The sequence below is a fragment of the Mucilaginibacter gynuensis genome (assembly GCF_039541195.1).
GTDB lineage: Bacteria > Bacteroidota > Bacteroidia > Sphingobacteriales > Sphingobacteriaceae > Mucilaginibacter > Mucilaginibacter gynuensis.
Map to the genome: position 1 here is coordinate 303,559 of NZ_BAABFT010000004.1, position 22,919 is coordinate 326,477.

The 22,919-nt window shown below is 44.4% G+C and carries 18 protein-coding genes and 1 tRNA gene; 9 read left to right on the forward strand and 10 right to left on the reverse strand.

From position 1 onward, the window contains the following. On the reverse strand, nucleotides 1-762 hold the full coding sequence (locus ABD894_RS10345) for a hypothetical protein (RefSeq protein WP_345210949.1): 762 nt from the start codon (nucleotides 760-762) through the stop codon (nucleotides 1-3). A 249-nt stretch (nucleotides 763-1,011) separates the two neighbouring features. Beyond that, nucleotides 1,012-1,099 (reverse strand) — tRNA-Ser (locus ABD894_RS10350). A gap of 130 nt (nucleotides 1,100-1,229) precedes the next feature. Between ABD894_RS10350 and ABD894_RS10355 the strand changes: the two genes are divergently transcribed. After that, nucleotides 1,230-2,228 (forward strand): polysaccharide deacetylase family protein, encoded by a 999-nt coding sequence (locus tag ABD894_RS10355; RefSeq protein ID WP_345210950.1) that lies wholly within the window; start codon nucleotides 1,230-1,232, stop codon nucleotides 2,226-2,228. Nucleotides 2,229-2,236: 8 nt separating this feature from the next. After that, nucleotides 2,237-2,812 (forward strand): hypothetical protein, encoded by a 576-nt coding sequence (locus tag ABD894_RS10360; RefSeq protein ID WP_345210951.1) that lies wholly within the window; start codon nucleotides 2,237-2,239, stop codon nucleotides 2,810-2,812. A 74-nt stretch (nucleotides 2,813-2,886) separates the two neighbouring features. On the opposite strand, the gene ahcY is transcribed toward ABD894_RS10360, so the two are convergent. Further along, complete coding sequence (ahcY, locus tag ABD894_RS10365; protein WP_345210952.1) at nucleotides 2,887-4,203, reverse strand: adenosylhomocysteinase; 1,317 nt, start codon at nucleotides 4,201-4,203, stop codon at nucleotides 2,887-2,889. A 260-nt stretch (nucleotides 4,204-4,463) separates the two neighbouring features. Between ahcY and ABD894_RS10370 the strand changes: the two genes are divergently transcribed. Then, on the forward strand, nucleotides 4,464-4,763 hold the full coding sequence (locus tag ABD894_RS10370; RefSeq protein WP_345210953.1) for a hypothetical protein: 300 nt from the start codon (nucleotides 4,464-4,466) through the stop codon (nucleotides 4,761-4,763). A 91-nt stretch (nucleotides 4,764-4,854) separates the two neighbouring features. Beyond that, entirely contained in the window at nucleotides 4,855-5,265 is a 411-nt protein-coding gene (locus tag ABD894_RS10375; protein ID WP_345210954.1) for a BrxA/BrxB family bacilliredoxin, read from the forward strand. A 215-nt stretch (nucleotides 5,266-5,480) separates the two neighbouring features. On the opposite strand, the gene ABD894_RS10380 is transcribed toward ABD894_RS10375, so the two are convergent. Then, the gene (locus ABD894_RS10380; RefSeq protein ID WP_345210955.1) at nucleotides 5,481-6,854 is read right to left on the reverse strand and encodes a 3-keto-disaccharide hydrolase; all 1,374 of its coding nucleotides are present in this window, start codon (nucleotides 6,852-6,854) and stop codon (nucleotides 5,481-5,483) included. A gap of 276 nt (nucleotides 6,855-7,130) precedes the next feature. Further along, nucleotides 7,131-8,453 (reverse strand): Gfo/Idh/MocA family protein, encoded by a 1,323-nt coding sequence (locus tag ABD894_RS10385; protein WP_345210956.1) that lies wholly within the window; start codon nucleotides 8,451-8,453, stop codon nucleotides 7,131-7,133. A gap of 167 nt (nucleotides 8,454-8,620) precedes the next feature. On the opposite strand from ABD894_RS10385, the gene ABD894_RS10390 reads away from it, so the two are divergent. Next, nucleotides 8,621-11,098, forward strand: coding sequence for a M1 family aminopeptidase (locus tag ABD894_RS10390; RefSeq protein ID WP_345210957.1), 2,478 nt, complete (start codon nucleotides 8,621-8,623; stop codon nucleotides 11,096-11,098). A 629-nt stretch (nucleotides 11,099-11,727) separates the two neighbouring features. Here the strand turns inward: ABD894_RS10390 and cdaA are convergent. The 4 genes from cdaA to ABD894_RS10410 form a co-directional block, all read right to left on the reverse strand. Then, nucleotides 11,728-12,519 (reverse strand): diadenylate cyclase CdaA, encoded by a 792-nt coding sequence (cdaA, locus tag ABD894_RS10395; protein WP_345210958.1) that lies wholly within the window; start codon nucleotides 12,517-12,519, stop codon nucleotides 11,728-11,730. Between the two features lie 209 nt (nucleotides 12,520-12,728). Then, nucleotides 12,729-13,163, reverse strand: a complete 435-nt coding sequence (locus tag ABD894_RS10400) for a group II truncated hemoglobin (protein ID WP_345210959.1) — start codon at nucleotides 13,161-13,163, stop codon at nucleotides 12,729-12,731. A 121-nt stretch (nucleotides 13,164-13,284) separates the two neighbouring features. After that, nucleotides 13,285-14,343, reverse strand: coding sequence for a TerC family protein (locus ABD894_RS10405; protein ID WP_345210960.1), 1,059 nt, complete (start codon nucleotides 14,341-14,343; stop codon nucleotides 13,285-13,287). Further along, entirely contained in the window at nucleotides 14,344-15,315 is a 972-nt protein-coding gene (locus ABD894_RS10410; protein WP_345210961.1) for a polyprenyl synthetase family protein, read from the reverse strand. A gap of 387 nt (nucleotides 15,316-15,702) precedes the next feature. Between ABD894_RS10410 and ABD894_RS10415 the strand changes: the two genes are divergently transcribed. The 3 genes from ABD894_RS10415 (at nucleotide 15,703) to ABD894_RS10425 (ending at nucleotide 20,158) form a co-directional block, all read left to right on the forward strand. Further along, on the forward strand, nucleotides 15,703-16,422 hold the full coding sequence (locus ABD894_RS10415) for a pyridoxine 5'-phosphate synthase (RefSeq protein WP_345210962.1): 720 nt from the start codon (nucleotides 15,703-15,705) through the stop codon (nucleotides 16,420-16,422). Between the two features lie 182 nt (nucleotides 16,423-16,604). Further along, nucleotides 16,605-19,496: an aminomethyl-transferring glycine dehydrogenase gene (gcvP, locus tag ABD894_RS10420; RefSeq protein ID WP_345210963.1), complete on the forward strand. Its 2,892-nt coding sequence runs from the start codon at nucleotides 16,605-16,607 to the stop codon at nucleotides 19,494-19,496. A 245-nt stretch (nucleotides 19,497-19,741) separates the two neighbouring features. Next, nucleotides 19,742-20,158, forward strand: coding sequence for a response regulator (locus ABD894_RS10425; protein WP_345210964.1), 417 nt, complete (start codon nucleotides 19,742-19,744; stop codon nucleotides 20,156-20,158). Nucleotides 20,159-20,163: 5 nt separating this feature from the next. Here the strand turns inward: ABD894_RS10425 and ABD894_RS10430 are convergent, their stop codons facing one another. Next, nucleotides 20,164-20,934 carry an MBL fold metallo-hydrolase gene (locus tag ABD894_RS10430; RefSeq protein ID WP_345210965.1) on the reverse strand — a complete coding sequence of 257 codons (771 nt, stop codon included), beginning with the start codon at nucleotides 20,932-20,934 and terminating at the stop codon, nucleotides 20,164-20,166. A 193-nt stretch (nucleotides 20,935-21,127) separates the two neighbouring features. On the opposite strand from ABD894_RS10430, the gene recJ reads away from it, so the two are divergent. After that, complete coding sequence (gene recJ / locus ABD894_RS10435) at nucleotides 21,128-22,828, forward strand: single-stranded-DNA-specific exonuclease RecJ (RefSeq protein WP_345210966.1); 1,701 nt, start codon at nucleotides 21,128-21,130, stop codon at nucleotides 22,826-22,828. Nucleotides 22,829-22,919: the final 91 nt, after the last annotated feature.

The window sequence follows — 22,919 nt, forward strand, 5'->3', positions numbered from 1 at the left end:
TTACAAAGTTCCGCCATTGCCGGGTACAACATTGGTTACAAGTCGCATAAAGCCATTTTTAAGTCTGTACTGTTTCGCGTCAATATCAAACAGGTTCACTTCAAATTTTGCCTCTATTGCGTATATGTTATCTTTCAGTTGCTCAATTTTGGTGATCTCAAAGGTTGAGTTGTTTTGAATGTCGTTCTTCAAATCAGACCGGATCAATATGGAGAATCCCGGAACGTCGGTGCTTAACGACTTATTAATATCTGCGCCGGCTAAATTTATTGAAATGCCTTCCAGTGTGTTTTCCTTATCCAAATCGACAGCGAAAGATTGTTTCCCTAATTTAAAAACTTCAAGATTGCTCTTCGGGTATAATAAATGTATACCGCCTTGCAGGGTCTTGTCTGCAAATTTCTTTGTGAAGTCGATTGAGAACGTATTCGCGGCCTGCCTCGAAAGGACTTTATAAACAACGGAATAAAGGGTAGAATCCTGAACGCCATACCAATAATAACCACCCGTTTCATAAGCCAGCTTTCCGTTGTTAATAACGGTAGCAGACCGCTTTATGTTTATCGGCTGGTTGCCAATACCATAAGAATACTTATCATCAAAAGTATATTGCTTGTCATTAATGGAGAAGGAAATGCTATCCTGATAGTTGATCACTTTTTCCGGAACTGGATCGGCAATAGTTTCGTGATTATCTTTTTTACAAGAAAATAAAAATAGCAGGACTATAATTAATGCGGCGTAACGGTTTAAGTTTTTCATTCGGCAGCAAAAGTAAATACAATTAAGCAGTTGCCAAAATGGATTGTTGTATAGTAGCGGAATAAAAGTTGTGGGTATTTTGTTTCCAAGACTTCTTTTACTCAGTTTTAAGAAAACAAGCAACTAAAGCGGAGACATGGATTCGACTGAAATTAACGGATTTAACGATTAAAGACAATCTTTAATTGTTCTCGTCAGTTTTCTGGTCAGCTGTGTTGCGTAACTTACTGATTATTAAATCAGTTCTTGCGGAGAGGGAGGGATTCGAACCCTCGATACACTTTTGGCGTATACACACTTTCCAGGCGTGCTCTTTCGACCACTCAGACACCTCTCCGTATTTTTTGTGGGATTGCAAAAGTAAGATAATTTAAATAACAGTAAAGTGTTAACTTTCATCTGTCCATAAATAACCCTTTACTATTGTATCGCGCTGCCAAACCGTGTATACTTGATAGCTTATTGAAATGAAACGAACCTTAAACCCGCTACTGTTAACGCTTATTTGTTTTTTATGGCTTGCTGCTGTGCCATCGGCTAAGGGGCAAACAGTGTATAGGAGCATTAGTAATTACCACGTTTATTACGGTTGGGCCAAGTATTTTCAGCAGGACTGGGTAGTGCTGCGCAGCTTTGAAAGCGAAGGGAAAAGTTATTTCCTATTGGTAGAGCCTTCCACGTTAGAAACCAAGGTGAATGATGCCTCGCTGTATCGGGTTACGCCTATGCCATTAACACAGCTGCGCAAGGTATTTAACAGTACGACTTATGCAAAGGCATTGAACAAGGCCGATCAGCAGTCGGTTAATATACAGGATGCCGGGATTGAAAGCGGTATGCCTAAAGAGGCCGGGGTTAGCCTTACGGCAGATCTTTGCCCCTCGCACCGCCCGCTGGACAGGCGAATATTTACAGACATATTCAACGAGTTTAAAGGTATAGAACAACCCGTGCCTGTGGCACTATCCGTAACCGGTACTTGGATGAACAAGCATCAGCAGGATTTGCAATGGCTTAAGCAAATGCAGCAGAATGGCGAGATCCATATCACCTGGATCAATCACTCTTATAATCACCGGGTAAGCAGTACGCTGCCGCTAAAGCAAAATTTTCTGCTGGAAGCCGGCACCGATATTAACTATGAAGTGCTGGAAACCGAAAAGGCCATGTTGCAGAACGGCTTGTTGCCATCGGTTTTCTTCCGTTTCCCGGGTTTGGTATCTGATCAGCAACTGGTGATGCAAATTACCGGGTTCGGGTTGATCCCCGTAGGTACCGATGCCTGGCTGGCCAAAGGACAGCAACCGCATGCAGGCAGCATTGTACTGATACATGGCAACGGTAACGAGCCCGTGGGTGTTAACGATTTTATCAACCTGCTGAAACAAAACAAACAATTGGCCGCAAAACGACAATGGCTGCTATACAATCTCCGCGAGAGTGTTGACGATGAATTTAAGAACTAAACCTTATTATGAAATATAAAACCCTGATCGTAGAGTCGGTGTGGCTTGTGGCCATTTACGTGGCCAATTTTATCGCGATAAAATCATGGATAAAACCCATTAATGTATGGGAGCCAACTTTAAATGTAAACTTTAACGATGGCCTGATCCAGGTGGAAGGGCAAGGTGCGTTTATCCCCACGTTTTTGCTTGCGGTATCGCTGGTATATTTTATAAAAGAAGCCTTGTACAGGTTTAAAAGGCAGCCTCAAAACTACATCACACTGGCAAGCACTTTTTTAAGCATTGCGGCTTTGTTTGGGCTTAACTATGTGTTCAATATGTTGATCACGCTTTTTAACAGCTTTCAGCAGATGGGCGCCGGTTTATCAAAACTGGTGGAATCATTACCGGCAGAGTTAGGGGAAGGCGTTAAACCCGCGATAACTGTTTCAACAGGTAATGGAATAGACACGCTTATCGCTAAAATGCCGGTTGTGGTAATCATTACCCAATTGGTATTAATTATCATGCTTGCTATTTGCGCTATATGTATCGGCCGCAATTTACAGAAACCGGTAGCAGTAACAACACCCACTCCATAACCCGAAATCCCATAAAAAAGGGACGTGATATTAAACCACGTCCCTTTTTTTAATTTTTAATTTTAACTTTTGAATTAGTATCTGTAATACTCCGGTTTAAACGGACCTTCAACCGTTACGCCAATGTATTCTGCTTGGTCCTGGTCTAAAACTTCTAGTTCAACACCAATTTTGGCAAGGTGTAAACGGGCAACTTTTTCGTCAAGGTGTTTAGGCAGGGTGTATACTTTGTTTTCGTAAGCGGCACCGTTGGTCCAAAGCTCTAATTGAGCTAATGTTTGGTTGGTGAATGAGTTACTCATTACAAAACTTGGGTGGCCTGTAGCGCAACCTAAGTTAACCAAACGACCTTCGGCAAGTACAATTACATCGCTGCCATCAATGGTATATTTATCAACCTGTGGTTTAATTTCAATTTTGGTATTGCCATAAGCGCCGTTTAACCAGGCCATGTCAATTTCGTTATCAAAGTGACCGATGTTACAAACGATAGCTTTGTCTTTCAAGGCGCGGAAGTGCTCTTCGCGAACTATATTTTTGTTACCGGTAGCAGTTACCACAATATCAGCCTCGGCGATAGCAGTACCTAATTTTTTCACCTCAAAGCCTTCCATAGCTGCCTGTAATGCGCAGATAGGGTCAATTTCGGTAACAATAACACGCACACCAGAGTTACGTAATGAGTCGGCAGATCCTTTACCCACATCGCCATAACCACAAACAACGGCAACTTTACCGGCCATCATTACATCAGTAGCACGACGGATAGCGTCAACTAACGATTCGCGGCAGCCGTATTTGTTATCGAATTTTGATTTGGTAACCGAATCGTTAACGTTAATCGCCGGCATTGGCAGTGTACCTGCTTTCATGCGCTCATATAAACGGTGTACACCGGTAGTGGTTTCTTCCGAAAGGCCTTTAATATCGGCAATCAGTTCAGGGAATTTATCCAGTACCATGTTGGTTAAATCGCCGCCATCATCCAATATCATGTTCAATGGTTTGCGCTCTTCACCAAAGAAAAGCGTTTGCTCAATACACCAGTCAAATTCTTCGGCGTTCATACCTTTCCAGGCGTAAACTGAAGTACCGGCAGCAGCAATAGCGGCAGCGGCATGATCTTGTGTTGAGAATATATTACATGACGACCAGGTAACTTCGGCACCCAGTTCTATCAGTGTTTCAATTAAAACAGCGGTTTGAATGGTCATGTGCAGGCAGCCTGCTATACGTGCGCCACTAAGTGGTTTTGTTGGACCATACTCTTTACGCAGGGCCATTAAACCCGGCATTTCAGCTTCAGCAAGTTCTATTTCTTTCCGACCCCACTCGGCCAGCGAAAAGTCTTTCACTTTGTATTTTACGTAGGCAGTTTCTACTGATGACATATTTTTCAATTTTTTGAGATTGCAAAAATACATAATAAACTTTTCTTTATAAAACACAAAGAGAGAGGTAAGAAACAAGAATCAGGAGTCAAGATTAACAACAACTTATTAAAATAAGCAATAGCCCAATCTTCAAAACCATACAATCAAAATCCCTCTCCCCAACAAAAAGAATCAAGCCAATCCCCCAATCCAAAAAATCATAGTCAAATAAATCATGGTAGGCTTTTTGCACACTACCAGCTACTTAAGCAATTATTATGATACAACACGCGTTCATCATCGCACTCATTGTGCTTTTTATACATGCCTGTAGCTGGAAGGGGATGATATTTGATGGTATAAAAAAGATAATTGAACCCAAGGGGATGCTGTACAAGCCCATTTACGGCTGCCCGATATGTATGACACCCTATTACGGTGCCATTATTTATCTTTTGTTTTTCAATACATCGTTTGTTGATGGCTTGCTTACTGTGGCGACAGCCAGCGGGTTGAGCGTAATTTCGGTGATACTGATTGATATTAAGGACGGTATATGCAAGCCAAATGCAGAATAGCCTACAGTAAAATGGTAATATTACATAAGGTAAACTTTTAATTTGCCGCCGAATTGATATTTTTGTATAAATTAAATCAGAGGAAAATAATATGTACCCGGAATATTTAGTGGCTCCTATGCGTGCCGAACTTACAAATGATGGCTTCAGCGAGTTGAAAGACGCGCAATCAGTAAAAGAAGCTATTGAGAGCGAAGGAACTGTGTTTGTGGTTGTAAATTCAGTATGCGGTTGCGCTGCTGCTAACGCGCGCCCTGCTGCCAGATACGCTGTTAAAAACGAAAAACGCCCTGATAAACTGGTAACAGTTTTTGCAGGTATGGAAAAAGACGCGGTTGATGAAGCCCGTAACCTGATGTTGCCTTACCCTCCGTCATCGCCGTCAATGGCTTTGTTTAAAGATGGTAAATTGGTACATATCATCGAGCGCCACCAAATTGAAGGCCGCCCAGCACAAATGATCGCTGATAACCTGATCGGCGCGTTTGATCAATACTGCTAAGCAGATTTGAGTCCGGAAGACGGGTAAGTCCGTAAGTCCGAAAGAAAATATAAAAGGTCCGGTGCTGTGCATCGGACCTTTTTTGTGTGAAACTTTTGTCTGAACCTGAATTTATAGAATTTAAGAATTTGCCGAATTGAATTGAACTGCTAATTCTGATGAACTGAATAATTCTGATAATTCCTTAATTCTATAAATTCAGGTTCAGACGGTGCTTACAAATTCTTTATCTTAATACTCTTAAAGCTCACCGCGTTCCCATGATCCTGCAATAGGATATGGCCTTGGGGGGCTTCGCCGAAATCTTTCCATACCTTGTATTTGCTGATGGCTACGAGGTCTTTAAAGGCTTGCGAGCCGCGGTCGTATTCCAGTACTTTTACGCCGTTAAGGTAATGCACTACGTGATTATCAGGAGAAACTACCACACGGCCGGTATTCCACTTGCCTATCGGGTGTACAAAGCGCTCTTGTTTATTGGCTTTGATGAGGTCATATAACGACGCAAGGGTGCGGTTACCATCACGGCCTAACTTGGCATCCGGGTGACGGGCATCATCCAATACCTGGTATTCGAGCCCGATGGCCGAGCCTTGCGTTTTTTCATCCAGCGTTACAAAGTATTTGAGGCCGCTGTTGGCACCTTCGGTCAGCCTGAATTCAAACGACAGGTCGAACGCTTTGAACTCGCCATTGGTTACAATATCGCCGCCGTTGGTTGATTCGGCACCGTTTGATGGTTGTACGCTGATGGTGCCGTTGCTGATGTCCCAGCCTTTTGCCGGGAAGGCGTTGGCGCGGGCGCTGTGCCATCCGTTAGAAGTTTTACCGTCGAACAATAATTTCCAGCCATCGGCTTTTTCGTAGGTGTTGATGTGGTTGGGTACCAGGTCAACCACGTAAATGCCTTTCTCAAACGGGGTAGGTTTAAGGTTGGTAGTTTTTATCTGGATGTTTTTAAACCATACTTTTTTATCGGCCTGCTCCTGCGAGTTGATGCCGTGCACCTGTAAACCTAAAAAGCCTTTGGCATCAACCGTATCAACTACATAGGCGATGGGTTTGCCGTTTATCCAGGTTTTCATTTCGTTGCCTATACATTCAACCTTAATGTGGTTAAACTCGCCAACCTTAAAAGTGCCTTTTGCCTGGGCGTTCAGGTCAACAGGGTAAAGCCAGTCGCGGCGACCTTCATCATAAATACCGCCTGCCCAATCGCGTGCAGAAGGGTCAATTTCACACTGACGGCCATATACCTTGCCTTTGCCGCCGTTAGCGGCAGGGTCAAAATGACTGCGGGTTTGTACGCCCGAGTTACTTACGTTGCTTTCCAGTTTAATATCCAGCTCTAAAATAAAGTCGCCGTATTCCTTTTCGGTCACCAAAAAGGTATTGCCCGAGTTCATCACGGTAGTGCCCTGTATAGTGCCGTCAACCACTTTATAGTCGGCAGTACCGGCAAGGCGTTTCCAGCCGTTAAGGGTTTTGCCATCAAACAGGCTGGTATAGCCCGGTTTAACCTGTGCCGATGCCGACATCACCATTATGCCCAGCGCAAGCGTACTTAAAAGTTTAAATTTTTGTTTCATTGTAGATTATAATAGATCGATCGTTATTCTTGTTTTCTTCTTAATACCTACTGTCATCTCGACCGTAGGGAGAGCTCTTTTTCACCATGCCTGTCTGCTACTTTTATAAAGCAGAAGATTTCTCCTCGTACCTCGTTCGAAATGACAATTCCGTTTTAATATTTTCCCTGTCATCTCGACCGTAGGGAGAGATCTTCTTCACTATGCCTGTCTGCTACTTGTTAAGAGCAGAAGATTTCTCTCTTCGTTCGGAAATGACAAATTTGTACCTGTCATTTACACCGTCAGCTTCCAACCCGGCTCATACTCCCGGCTCCAAAGTTTGGTGGCCTCGGCATCGCCTATGATGTGGCCGTTCTTTGGGTCGAGGTTAAGCACCCGGTTAACGCGGTAGGCAATATTGCCCAGCTGCGGTATCAGGGTCGATTTATGGCCCTCGCTGATCGGAGCGGTTTGCTTTTCAAGCCCTTGTATAGTATTTACAAAGTTCACCAGGTGCATAGTGTCCAGCAGTTCGGTAGGGCTTACCTTATTGTTGGCATCTACCACAACCGAATCTTTAACCTCTTTTACTACCTTATTCGCCGGATCGTAAACTGTATAGCCATTGCCGCCGCCATAGTATATGCTGCCTTTATCGCCATAAAATATTACCCCGCGACCATTGCCGTCGTTATAGTTATTACAGCTGCGCCCCTCCCACGAAATGGCCGTATCATTCGGGAAGTTTGCCAGTATGGTTTGCGTGTCGGGTGTTTGCCAGTCATCCTTAAAAGCGAACCTGCCGCCCGATGACGTTACCTTGTCCGGAAATTCAGCCCCCAGTCCCCAGCGCATTACGTCAATTTCGTGCGTGCCGTTGTTGAGCGCTTCGCCGGTGCCCCAGTTCCAAAACCAGTGCCAGTTGTAGTGTATCAAATTATCCTGAAAAGGTTTCCGCGGAGCGTAACCCTGCCATAAATCGTAATTCAAATTAGCAGGCACAGCCACCTGTTTGCCCGTACCTATGCTTTTACGGTTGTTAGTATACCAGCCGCGTGCGAAGTAGGCCCGGCCAATAATGCCCTCATGCAACTCCTTTACCATTTGCTGCACATTGGGGAACGAGCGGCGCTGGCTGCCCATTTGCACTATCTTATTATATTTTTGTGCCGCGGCTACCGCCATTTCGCCCTCGTTGGGGTTATGGCTGCACGGTTTTTCTACATACACATGCTTGCCTGCCTGGCAGCCTAAAATAGTAGCGGGCGCGTGCCAATGATCGGGCGCGGCAATAAACAGGGCATCAAAATCTTTCTTCTCCAGTAACTTCCTTATATCGGTAATACCCTGCGGTTTTTTGCCGGTAAGTTTTTCAACATCGGCAATAGCGCGTGCAAGCACGGTTTGGTCAACATCGCATATGTAGCCAATTTCTACGTTTTTAAGGGCGGCCAGTTTTTGCGCCAAAAAGCTGCCGCGACCGTTTACGCCCATTATACCAACAACTACTTTATTATTAGGCGAACCCTTGTAAAAGCCCGAAGCCGATAGGTGAGAACCGATGAGGAAAGTTGTACCCGCCACAGATACATTCTGTATGAATTTTCTCCTGTGCATGTTTATTACTGGTTGGTTTACTGTGAAGTAAATATATGTTATTGAGTGTTAAGTTATGTAACAATTTGGCTATCCGTTGCGTCATAGCCTCAAAAAAAGAATTAGGTGGCAATTAATTGCATGCCATTGCTAAACTTTTAAATTTGCATTTTAACAACCTCATTTTTATGAAAAAAACTTTACTTGCAGGCGTTGTACTGACCGCCGTCTGCATTTTACCGGCTATGGCGCAACAGCAGCCAAAACCTGCCGATCCCCGCCTGAAAATTTACAGGGAAACTCCTGCCAAGATTAACGACCTGATACATACCAAACTTGATGTGCGTTTTGATTATAAAAAGGCCTATATGTATGGTAAAGAATGGGTTACTTTAAAGCCGCACTTTTACCCTACCGATACCTTAAGGCTTGATGCCAAGGGCATGGATATTAAAACCATAGCCGTAGTAAAGAATGGTAAAAACACGCCACTTAAGTTTACTTATGATAGCCTGAGCATTGCCATTAAGCTGGATAAAGTTTACCGTAACAACGAGAATTATACCATTTATATTGATTACACCGCCAAGCCTAACGAGTTAAAAGCTAAAGGCAGCGCGGCCATCACCGATGCTAAGGGTTTGTACTTTATTAACCCCGAAGGCAAAGAAAAAGATAAGCCTACTCAGATATGGACACAGGGCGAAACCGAAGCTTCATCGGCATGGTTCCCTACTATTGATAAGCCAAGCCAAAAAACTACCGAAGAGATCAGCATTACGGTGCCTGCCAAATACGTAACCCTGTCAAACGGCAGGCTGTCCGCGCAAAAGGCTAATGCCGATGGTACCCGTACCGATACCTGGAAGCAGGAATTGCCACACTCGCCATACTTGTTTATGATGGCCGTTGGCGATTTCAAAATTTATAAAGACAAGTGGAAGAACAAGGAGGTGAACTACTACCTTGAGCCTAAATATGCCCCTTACGCTAAAGAGATCTTCGGTTTTACACCGGAGGCTATCCAGTTTTATTCAACCAAATTAGGTGTTGATTATCCTTGGGTTAAATACTCACAAATTGTAGTGCGCGATTACGTGAGCGGCGCGATGGAAAATACATCGGCTACGCTGCACGGCGAGTACGTACAATCTACCCCGCGCGAATTGATCGACGCTTATTACAGCCAGGGCCGCAGTACTATTGTGCACGAGTTGTTTCACCAGTGGTTTGGCGATTATGTAACTGCCGAAAGCTGGAGCAACCTTACCGTTAACGAATCATTCGCCGACTTTAGCGAAACTATGTGGGCCGAATACAAATACGGTAAAGACGAAGGCGGCGCGCACATTTACGACGACCTGCAAAACTACCTGAGCAATCCTGACGCTAAAACAAAGGACCTGGTACGTTTCCATTATAAAGATAAAGAGGAAGTATTTGATGTGGTTACCTACCAAAAAGGTGGTTGCATTTTATACATGCTGCGTAATTATTTAGGTGAGGATGCTTTTTACAAAGGTTTAGGCATCTACCTTAAAACTAACGCTTTTAAAAACGGCGAAGCGCACCAGTTGCGTTTAGCTTTGGAAGAAGCCAGCGGCCGCGACCTGAACTGGTTCTTTAACCAATGGTATTTTGGCGCCGGTCATCCGGTACTGGATATCAGCTACAAATGGGATGAGGCTACAAAAACACAAACCGTGTACGTGAATCAAACCCAGGATGGTGATCCGTTTATTTTACCGATAGCTGTTGACGTTTACGCAGGCGGTAAAAAAGAACGCCATAAAGTATGGCTGCGTAATAAGGCCGATACCTTAACTTTCGCAGTAGCATCAAAACCAAACCTGGTGAATGTGGATGGCGACAAGATTTTGGCTGCCAAGAAAACAGATAAGAAAACTTTAGAAGAGTTCGCTTTTCAATATGCTAACGCGCCTTTATACCGAGATCGTTTAGAGGCTATTGAAGCTGCCGCGCCGGCACAAGGCGATAAAAACGCGCAAAAGATCATCTTAGCCGCGCTGAAAGATAAGTATTACGGTCTGCGCATTGAAGCGATACAAGCCGTTAACATGACCAATGATGAAGTACGCAACGCGGCCCAGCCGGTATTGCAATCAATTGCCCGTTCAGATGAAAACACTTTGGCACGTGCCGCGGCTATTTCGGTTTTGGGTAAGCTAAAAGCATCAGGTCAGTTAAATTTGTTTAAAGAGGCGCTGAAAAACCAATCGTACGCGGTACAGGGCGCTGCTTTGAACGCTATCGGTCAAATTGATCCGGCGGAAGCATTGAAACTTGCTAAAGGTTTTGAGGCTGATAATAAAGGCGCGCTTACGCAGGCTTTGATCGGTATTTATTCAACCAGCGGCAGCGATGCCGAATGGCCTTTTGTTTATGGTAAATACAGCGAGCTTGGTCCGCAGGCACAATTTAACGCGCTGCAAAAATTTGCCGACCTGGTTGGCCGCGTTCAAAAACCGGAGTATGCACAACAAGGCATCAACGAAATAAAAGAGCTTGGCGTTCGCTTTAAACAATACGTAGGCGACTATGTAAAAGGCATGCTTAACAGCATTAAAACCAAACGCGAAGCGTTAAAAGACGATGCATCTGCCAAAGTAGCCGACGACGCTATTAAGGCTATTGATGCCAAATAATGTGATTTAACACGCAACATTATTAAAAAGGGGTTGGCTATGTTTATAGGCAACCCTTTTTTATTGGTAATAAATAGTTAAGGTTGATACTGCGAAGATGAGAAGGGTATTGCCGTAAAATAAATGGATTAGCTTTCCCGTCAGCAAACAGCTTCGGGCGAAAGCGGGCAGAACTGAAGGCTATGAGCGCAAAGGCGGGCATAGCGAACTTGTTGCATGCGGGAAGGGATTGCGCGGCGGGGCAAAAGTTCCAGCCCTAAGTTCTGCACGGTTTGCAGCGCAGGGGCCTTGTGTGGTAAAGAAGCCTTTTGCTGGACAAGCCTTTTTGTTGCCTTTTGTGGCTACAAAAGTAATAGCCCCTGCGGCAATGAGCAGACTAACGTTAATCCCAGCACAAACAAAACCTAAGTAGAGATTGCTTCGTACATACCCATGACGTGTTAAAAACTGTCATTCTGAACGCAGTGAAGAATCTTCTTCGCTATGCTTATCTACGACAGATGCTTCGTTCCTCAGCATGACAGTGGAGGGAGAGTGTAAGCCATCATCATTTAGCCTTCAAAGTCCAGCGGATTGGCAATGACGCTGAGGAATTAGAAAATGGCCATTGACCACTACCTAATGACCAATTAAAAATCTTTATTCAATAGTTTTTCCAATTCAGCGAAGCTGATATTCATTTTAACACGGCCTTGTTTGGCGTAAGATATTTCGCCGGTTTCTTCTGATACGATGAGGGCTGTGGCTTCGTTGGCTTCGGTTACACCGATGCCTGCCCTGTGGCGTAAGCCGAATTGTGCCGGGAGATCGCTCTTTTCGGTAAGGGGTAAAATACAGCTGGCCGATTTTATCTTATTACCCGATATAACTACCGCGCCATCATGCAGCGGACTATTCTTTTGAAAGATACTTTCCAGCAAACGTTTTGATATTTTGGCGTCCATCAGTTCGCAGCTGTTCTGGTAAAACTGTTCGTCGTAAAACTTGGCGAATACTATTAAGGCCCCGGTGCGGGTTTGTTTCATGCTTTTGCAGGCATCAATAATAGGTTTTATCCGCGCGTAGTTGTTCTTTTCGGCTTCGGTTTTACCAAAAAAGTATTGCCACCAGGCACGGTTGCGCTGCAACGAAGTGTTTTTACCTACCAGCAATAAAAAGCGCCGTATCTCCTGCTGAAATACCACAATGATGGCGATGATACCCACATTCATGAAGTTTTTAAGGATGCCGGTAAGCAGTTTCATATTCAGCGCGTCCACCACAAAATATAGGGCGCAAACCACAGCCAGGCCAATAAATATATTGGCAGCGATGGTGCCGCGTATAAGGTTATACAACTGATATATAATAAATGCTACCAGCAGAATGTCCAAAGCATCGAAAATGCCAAACTTCGGGAAGCTGAAATCGAAAAAGTGCATTTACGAAGTTAAAAAGATTTGTATAATAAATAGTGCCTCAACCCATTGAAGAATGACTATGACATTTTAAAAACTTTTTGGGGACTCATCCCGTCATCGCTTTGCTCGACACCCTTCTCTGCTGCGCAAAGAAGGGAACTGCCTTATTCTGGTCGTGAAAAAAAAGCCGATCCAGCGAAGCGTAGATATGCACTTCAAAAGCTCCCCCTTCAGGGGGCTGGGGGGTAAGGTCCGCCCGGAACACCCCAACCCCATTCGGGCATTGGGTTATCGGCAGGCATATCAATTTCGTTGAGCTGCGAATTTAATACGGCAATACGTGTGCCCCACTCCAGGTAAGCCACAAATGCAGATCGAAATTCGGGATCGGCAGGCAGCAACTGTTCGTCGGCGGTTTCGAGGAGCAATTGTATCCAGCGTTTGCGGTGGGCTTCGGTAAGGTATTTTTCAAGATGCTTTTGTATCATCTGGTAATGGTTGCCTTCGCTTTCGCTGTACAGCTTTGGTCCACCCAGTACTTCGGCCACAAAATGTGCTACATGTAACCTGTGCTGTGCCGACATATGTTTGAAAACCGGTTCGAGCAGATCATCGGCTAATACCTTATCATAAAATTGCTGAAACAGCGCCTCAAAGGCAGGCATGCCACCAGCCCATTAAAATAAGGTTGGTACACCGGGTTTATCAGTAATTGGCATAATGTGTTATTTATGAGTACTAAAGGTAGGCATCCGTAGATTGAAAATTCTAATTTTCAACCAGAAATTAATGGTGCTTTTGAACAGTCTTCGCTTTCGGAAATGCCAATGACGCCGCTACGCTTACCGTCAGAATACCCACAATCACAATCAGCGAGTGCATTGTGGTAAAGCCCCATTGTTCGGCATAATGGCCGCCCAGCATTTTAAGACCAATGAATACCAGCAGGGCAGATAAGCCAACTTTGAGGTAATGGAACTTCTCGATGATGTTCACCAGTAAAAAGAACATGGAACGCAGGCCCAGTATGGCAAATATGTTGGAAAAAAATACGAGGTAAGGATCTTTAGTTACAGAGAATATGGCCGGGATACTGTCCACCGCGAAAATTACATCGGTAAACTCAATAATGAGCAGCACCAGGAACAGCGGGGTCATGAGTTTTTTGCCGTTCTGTTTTATAAAGAATTTGCTGCCCTCAAACTTAGGGTGTACACCAAAATATCGCGAAGCAAACTTTACTACTTTATGGTTTTGCGGGTCGATGTGCTCTTCCTGGTTACGGTTAACAAACATCATTACCCCCGTATAAACCAAAAACGCCCCGAAGATATGCAGCACCCAATGGAAGTTATCGATCAATGCCGCTCCCACAAAAATAAATATGAACCGCATGATCACCGCGCCGATAATACCCCAAACCAATACCTTGTGATAGTACTTAGGTTCTACCGAAAAGGCCGAGAAGATGAGCACCATCACAAATATATTATCTACAGACAGAGCATATTCCACCACGTAACCGGTAATAAATTCGAGCGCGAGGTTTTTACGGTAAAGCGCGAGGCTCCCCTCAAAATCGACCGGGTTAAGTTTGAGCTTGTGAAAGTTATCGAGGTTTTTTTGTTGCAGAACGGCAAAGCTGTCCACATTATGCAGCAGGTGGCCGTAATTATAAATAAGCAGGTAAAAACCGAGTGCCAGCGCTACCCAAACACCGCTCATAATGGCGGCTTGCTTAATGCCCACAGGTTTATTGCTCCGGGTAAAAATACCAAGGTCAATAGCAAGCATCAGCATTATAAAAACTATAAAGCCGCAAATAAAAATAAGCTCGTTGGTCATTTATTTGTTCCGTTCGGTAGTGAAACGTACTAATTGTTCTAAACCTGTGCGCGAATCGCCTTCAGGGAAGGTGTTAAGGATCTTAAATGCCTCGTCCTGGTAAATTTTCATCTGGCTTTCAGCATATTGCAGTCCGCCGGTTTCTTTTACAAAGTTGATGATCTGCGTAATTTTTGCAGGGTCGTCGTTATGGTTCTTTACCAGGTTGATCATCCGTTTCCTGTCGGCCGAAGTACAGTTGTTCAACGCGTAGATCAGCGGCAGCGTTACCTTCTTTTCCTTGATGTCAATTCCTAATGGTTTTCCTACATCATCTGTGCCAAAATCAAACATATCATCCTTTATCTGGAAGGCTATGCCAATTTTTTCGCCAAAGTCGCGCATTTTTTCAACCACCTCGTCGCTTGCACCTGCCGATGCCGCCCCACAGGCGCAGCAGGCCGCTATAAGCGAAGCCGTTTTTTGCCTGATCACCTCGTAATAAACAGGTTCATCAACATCCATGCGGCGTACCTTTTCTACTTGCAGCAACTCGCCTTCGCTCATTTGCTTCACCGCTTCAGATACTATTTTAAGCAGGTTGAAATCGCCGTTATTGATAGATAGCAACAAGCCTTTTGAGAGCAGGAAATCGCCCACCAGCACAGCTATCTTATTTTTCCATAAAGCGTTGATAGAGAAGAAACCACGGCGCTGGTAAGAGTTATCAACCACGTCGTCGTGCACCAGGGTAGCGGTATGCAATAGTTCAACCAGGGCGGCGCCACGGTGGGTAGCCTCGGTAATGCCCCCGCTAATGCTGGCCGAAAAGAAAACAAACATAGGCCTTATCTGCTTGCCTTTACGCTTTACAATGTAGTGCGTAATACGATCAAGCAAGGGTACCGAACTTTGCATCGAAGCTTTAAACTTAGCTTCAAAAGCATCAATATCGGCAGCTATAGGTTTCTTAATTTCGTTAATGCCGGGCATTTAATACTAAACAAATTTATACAGCGGATTGCTACCTGGCAATTGCTTGGCAAACATAAGGTAAAATTACCTATATATATTATCATCAAAAATTTTTACATCCGTTAAACCTTTATGCCTGTTTGCCATCTTACTAATGTTACTACCCAAAAAAGAAAATTAATTTTTATGTTTATGTGAGAAGCGGGGCCTTAACTGGCCTCGCTTTTTTTGTGGAGGGAGGGATGAGAAGATGTCTCACGTAAATCCTCTCCAAAGGAGAGGACTTTTACTTACAGATAGTAAGTCACCATTATCTCAAAATACTGCAATCCAAAAAATGATTTTACTGTTTAAAAAGTAATTAATGATATTTACCGTTTTAATTTTTTAAGCTGAAACATCACCATGACACGTTTATCCGTCAATATCAATAAAATAGCCACGTTGCGTAATTCAAGAGGAGGCAACAACCCCGATCTGATACAGGTTGCTAAAGATTGCGAACGCTTTGGCGCGCAGGGCATAACCGTGCACCCGAGGCCTGATGAACGCCATATTCGGTATGATGATGTATACAAACTGAAAGAAATTGTAACTACCGAATTTAACATTGAGGGTAACTGCCGCGAACAGAAATTTGTTGACCTGGTACTGGCCAACAAACCGCACCAGGTTACTTTAGTACCCGATGCCGAAGGACAGCTTACCTCGAATCACGGCTGGGATACGGTTGAAAACCAGGCTTACCTGAAAGATATCATAGGCGTATTCAAGAACGCAGGGATCCGTGTATCCATATTTGTTGACCCTGTGCCACGCATGGTGGAAGCCGCCGCTACTACCGGTACCGACCGCATTGAACTATACACCGAGGGGTATGCCACCCATTACGCGCAAGGTCGCGAGCTGGCCGTTGCACCCTATATAGCCGCCGCGCAGGTAGCGCAGGAGGTAGGGCTGGGCATCAACGCCGGGCACGACCTCGACCTGAGCAACCTGCAATACTTCGCCGAAAGCATACCCGGATTATTAGAGGTGAGCATAGGCCACGCGCTCATCAGCGATGCGTTATATTATGGGTTGGAGAACACCATACAAATGTATTTGAAACAGCTGGCTAAGTAACGCCTATTAATATATTGCCTAAAGGTTTTAGTCGCGAATTTTTGTTGGTTATTTAACGTGGTGCGCAATTATTATTTGCCATAAAGTATTGTTGTAAACATATTGTCAATTGCAGGTTACATAATTGATAGTCACTTGTTAAAATAGTACCTTTGCGGAAATATTAACAGGGCCACATTTTCATGAAGTTAAACACTGACTACCAGGAGAAATTCCAAAACCGTCACATCGCGCCAAACGAAGCTGACACCGCCGAAATGTTAAAAACTATAGGCGTAAATTCTGTAGATGAACTTATAGATCAAACAGTGCCTGCGCCGATAAGGCTGAAGGCCCCGCTTAACCTGCCGCCTGCAAAAAGCGAGTTCGATTATTTGAACACCTTAAAGCAAACGGCATCAAAAAATAAAGTATTTAAATCATACATCGGTCAGGGTTATTATGATGTAATTGTACCCGGTGTAATTCAGCGTAATATATTGGAAAATCCGGGATGGTATACCCAATACACCCCGTACCAGGCCGAAATTGCGCAAGGCCGCCTGCAAGCGTTGCTGAACTTTCAAACCATGGTACTTGATCTTACCGGTATGGAAATAGCCAACGCCTCATTATTAGACGAAGGTACCGCCGCTGCCGAGGCTATGTTTATGCAATACAGCCTGCGCAAAAATCAAAAAGCTACCAAATTCTTTGTGTCTGAAGAGATCTTCGCGCAAACTATAGATATATTAAAAACCCGCTCGCAGCCTTACGGTATAGAGCTGGTAATAGGCAACCACCAAACTGTTGAACTTACCGATGATATGTTCGGCGCCATTGTACAATATCCTGCCAAAAACGGCGAGGTGTACGATTATAAAGGCTTTGCTGCCGCTGGGCACGAAAAAGGTATTAAACTTACTGTTGTTGCCGATATTATGAGTTTGGTGCTGTTAACGCCTCCGGGCGAGTGGGGTGCCGATATCGTAGTAGGTACCAGCCAGCGTTTTGGCGTACCAATGGGTTTCGGTGGTCCGCATGCTGCATTTTTCGCTACTAAAGAAGAGTACAAACGTTCAATGCCGGGCCGTATTATAGGTGTTACTATTGATAGCGCCAACAACTACGCCTTGCGTATGGCGCTGCAAACCCGCGAGCAACACATCCGCAGGGATAAAGCCACTTCAAATATTTGTACCGCGCAGGCGTTATTGGCTATTATGGCCGGTATGTATGCCGCTTACCATGGCCCTAAAGGCTTAAAACTGATTGCCGAGCGTATCCATGGCTTAACAGTATTGTTATCAAACTCGTTAGAAGAGTTGGGCTACAAACAACTGAACGCCGCTTACTTTGATACCATTCAGTTTGACCTTGGCGAGCTGGTTGGCCCGCTGCATGGCGAAGCGCTAAACAACGAGATGAACCTGAACTACAATGGTTCAATTGTAACTATCTCGCTTGACGAAACTACTTCACCCGAAGATGTTAAAACCATCACCCGTTTCTTTGCCAAAGTAAAGGCGAAAACAATTAACGATATTAATTTTGATGACCTGAAAGCTAACCTGGAAACTACTATTCCGGCTGGCTTGCAGCGTACATCGGCATACTTAACACACCCGGTATTTAACTCGCACCATTCAGAACATGAGATGCTGCGTTACATTAAATCGCTGGAAACAAAAGATCTTTCGCTTTGCCACTCGATGATCGCTTTGGGTTCATGTACCATGAAACTGAACGCTACTACCGAGATGGTACCTGTAACCTGGGCCGAGTTCAGCAAGATGCACCCGTTTGCACCTGTTGACCAAACCGGCGGTTACATGCAGCTGTTTGATGAACTGGATAAATGGTTGAGCGAGATCACCGGTTTTGCCGCCATGAGCTTGCAGCCAAACGCAGGCGCGCAGGGCGAGTACGCGGGTTTAATGGTTATTCGCGCTTACCATCAGGATAGGGGCGACCATCACCGTAACATCGCGCTGATCCCTTCATCGGCACATGGTACCAACCCGGCATCGGCAGCAATGGCGGGCATGAAAATTATCGTGGTAAAATGCGATGATAACGGTAACATTGATGTTGCCGATATGAAAGCCAAAGCCGAGCAATACAAAAACGAATTATCGTGCTTAATGGTAACTTACCCATCTACACATGGTGTATTTGAGGAAAGCATCATTGAAATTTGCGAGATTATACACGCTAATGGCGGCCAGGTATATATGGATGGCGCCAACATGAACGCGCAGGTAGGTTTAACAAGCCCGGCTAATATTGGTGCCGATGTTTGCCACCTTAACTTACATAAAACATTCTGTATCCCTCACGGTGGTGGCGGCCCGGGTATGGGTCCTATCGGTGTGGCTAAGCACCTGGTGCCTTATCTGCCCGGCCACGCGGTAGTTGATATTGATAAAGGTAAATCAATCCCGGCTGTATCAGCAGCGCCATGGGGTTCGGCATCTATCCTTATCATCTCACACGCCTACATAGCCATGATGGGCGGCGACGGTTTAACTAACGCTACCAAATACGCTATATTAAACGCCAACTATATAAAGAACAGGCTGCAGGCGCATTACCCGGTATTGTACAGCGGCAGCAAAGGCCGTTGCGCGCACGAAATGATACTGGACTGCCGCTCATTCAAAAACTTTGGTGTTGAGGTAACCGATATTGCTAAGCGTTTAATGGATTATGGTTTCCACGCGCCAACAGTATCGTTCCCGGTTGCGGGTACGGTAATGGTTGAGCCAACCGAATCAGAGCCTAAACACGAACTCGATCGTTTCTGCGACGCGATGATCGCAATCCGTAACGAAATAAAAGAGGTAGAAGAAGGCACTTTAGATAAAGTGAACAACCCGCTTAAGAACGCGCCTCACACAGCAGCGGTAGTAACTGCCAACGAGTGGGAGCACCCGTACAGCCGCCAGAAAGCAGCTTTCCCGCTGCCTTATGTAGCGGCCTATAAATTCTGGCCATCAGTGGGCAGGGTTAACGATACTTACGGCGATAGAACGCTGATATGTTCGTGCCCGCCAATTGAAGATTACGCTTTTGAAGAAAGCGTGATTGAATAACAAAATTATTACAGACCCGGGCCAATAACCCGGGTCTTTTTTTTGTTGCATAACTTATGTGGTGTGTGTTAATGTCTTGTAAATAATTGGTGTATTTATAGTTAAAATTTTCCCGAAAATTAATCCGCTGCTGACTGAAATTATTTAAAACATTAGTACATTTACTGCGTATATACGTGTATAAAAACGTTTTTCACAACTTTTGGGAATAAAACCTTTTAATTATACTTCCGTATAAAGAAGATATGAACATACTCAACAAAACTATAAGCGTTCTATTGGTTGATGACGACGAGATCAATAATTTTATTTCGATAAAGTTGATTAAGAAGGCCATGCTCAATACGGATATAACCGCTTGTTTAAACGGTAAGTTCGCAATCGATCAACTAATAAAAATTCAGCAGGAAAACCCCGATAATTTGCCCGATTATATCTTGCTGGATATCAACATGCCTATCATGAACGGCTGGGAATTTTTAGATGAGTATACCCGCCTGAATATCGATCCGCTCAGAAAAACAAAGGTATTCATCATATCGTCGTCGGTGTTCAGCAACGATATCAGCCGTGCAAAATCATACACCATAGTGCAAGATTTTATATCCAAGCCGCTAAACGTGGAGCGTATAAAAGAAATTTTTGAGGTAGATCAGCAATAATTAACCTATACGGACTCTACTGTAAAGTGGTCGCCGTCGTGTTTTACTGTACCTATGGCGCTGTTGCGGGCATGATAAAACAAGCATTCCCAACCTTCGTCGGCTGCTTTTTTACCGTATTGTTCGCGTAGTTCCATAGCCTTGTGGCCATCATAATCGTACTTGGCAACAAAGCGGCGCAATAGTTGCTCGGGCTCGGGTAATTCGTCGCCGCCGAAGAAAATCTTTTTGCCTTCTATATCAAACCAAAATACCTGGTGGTTTGGGCAATGCCCGCCCGATAGTTCGTATTTAATGCCGGGCTTAAATTCGCCGTCGCCATCGGTAAAAGTAAACTTCACTTTGTCTTTAAGCGCCTCGAATATTTCTACGTGGTACGATGATGACTTACCGGTAAAGGCAAATTCCCATTCGCCTTTTTGCACCACGTGTTCGGCATTAGGGAAGCTGGGCTCCAATTGGCCGTTGCGCTCAACTACCAGGCCGCCCGAATGATCGTAATGCAGGTGCGACATCAGTACCAGTGTAACATCGTCCGGATCGTAGCCCGCGTTGCGGATATGCTGATGAAGGTAAAGCTCGTCGCGGGTATCTTTATAACCTAAACCCGCGTCAAGTAAGATCAGGTCGGTGCCGGTTTTTATCAGGAAAGGGTTAACATGGATGAACAGCGAACCAGGGCGATCTTTACGGTTATCAGTTTCGGGATTAAAGGGAATAAATTTCTTTGTAGCGTCAACAGAGTATGATCCTTCACCAAGTGCGTATGCTTCCATGTCAGTTATATATTAAGGTACCCAATTGGGCACCGGCTGCAAATATAAGGCTATGCGGCAAATACCTTGCCTTAACTATGCCGTAAATGAAACCAGCATGACGAATTATAATAAAATAGTCAACAATTTCTTTTGAACATTACAGTTTAATAAGCCAATACTTATATTTACTGTTTTTACCCTCAAAAATAATATGAATAAACGGTGGTCGATAAGGCAAAAAGCGCAAGATGATGAATTGAACAAGCTTGCTGCTGCATTAAGTATTGACACCGTTTTAAGCAACCTGTTGATAAGCAGGGGGATTAGTGATTTTGATGGCGCTAAATATTTTTTCAGGCCCGATGAACGCCACCTGCACGATCCGTTTTTAATGGCCGGTATGGAACAGGCTATTGAGCGCATAGAGAAAGCCATCGCCCAAAACGAAAAAATATTAATATACGGCGATTATGATGTGGATGGTACCACGGCGGTATCAACCGTGTACGGCTTTTTTAAAGACCGCTACCAAAACCTGGATTATTACATACCCGACCGCTATAAAGAGGGCTACGGAATATCAACCCAGGGAATTGATTACGCTGCCGAAAATAATTTTAGCCTGATAATAGCGCTCGATTGCGGTATAAAATCAATTGATAAAGTTGAGTATGCCAATACCAAGGACATCGATTTTATTATTTGCGATCACCATACCTGCGGGCCCGAACTGCCTGCCGCGGTTGCCGTGCTCGACCCAAAACGACCTGATTGTAATTATCCTTATAAAGAGCTTTCGGGCTGTGGTGTTGGTTTTAAGCTGATACAGGCCTATGCCGAAAAGAATGATATTCCGCAGGAAGATGTGTTCAGGTTTATTGACCTGGTAGCAATTAGCATAGCCTGCGATATTGTGCATATTACAGGCGAAAATAGGGTGCTGGCCTATTTCGGCTTGCAGAAGCTGAATACCAACCCTTGCATCGGTGTAAAAACATTGATGGAGGTGGCAGGCAGAACATCGAATTACACCATTTCAGATATTGTTTTTCTGCTCGGTCCGCGTATCAACGCTGCCGGTCGTATTGATGATGCCAAGCATTCGGTACAATTACTGATAGCTTGTGATGAGAACGAAGCCAAAGAAAAAGGCCTGCTCATTAACGTGAAAAATGCTGAACGTAAGGAGCATGATCTATCTATAACCGACGAGGCGTTAAGCATGATCGATAACAGCGAGGCGCTTATCAACCGTAAATCGACCGTAGTATTTAACGAGAACTGGCACAAGGGGGTAATTGGTATAGTGGCATCGCGCCTTACCGAAAAGTATTACCGGCCAACCGTAGTGCTTACCCGCTCAAATGGGCATGTGGCGGGTTCGGCACGTTCTGTTTTTGGCTACGATTTGTACGAGGCGCTTTGCGAATGCAGCGATTTGTTGTTGCAATTTGGCGGGCACAAATATGCCGCCGGTCTTACCCTTAAGCCCGAAAACGTGGAGGCCTTTGCCGACAGGTTTGAAGAGGTGGTAAGCGCCAGTATTAAGGCCGAGCAACTGATACAGCAAATTGAAATTGACGATGAGCTGGAACTAAAGCAGATAGACCCGAAGTTTTTCAGGATCCTGAACCAGTTCGCGCCGTTTGGCCCCGAAAATATGTCGCCGGTTTTCATAAGTAAAAATGTTTATGTTAGCGGTAACGCGGGTTTGGTAGGCAGCAACCATGTAAAAATGTTTGTGGCGCAGCCGGGTTCGCCTATATTTGATTGCATTGCCTTTAACCATGGCGAATATTTGCCAAAATTAAAACAAGGCGTACCGTTTGATATTTGTTATACCATTGAAGAGAACATCTGGCGCGAAAAACGCTCGGTGCAGTTAAATATAAAAGGAATAAGATTTAGTTAAGTAAGAAGTAGAAAGTCAAAATTCAAAAGTGAAAAGTCAAAAATCAGGAACAGTTTACACCATGTTTTGAATTTTGAATTTTAACTTTTGA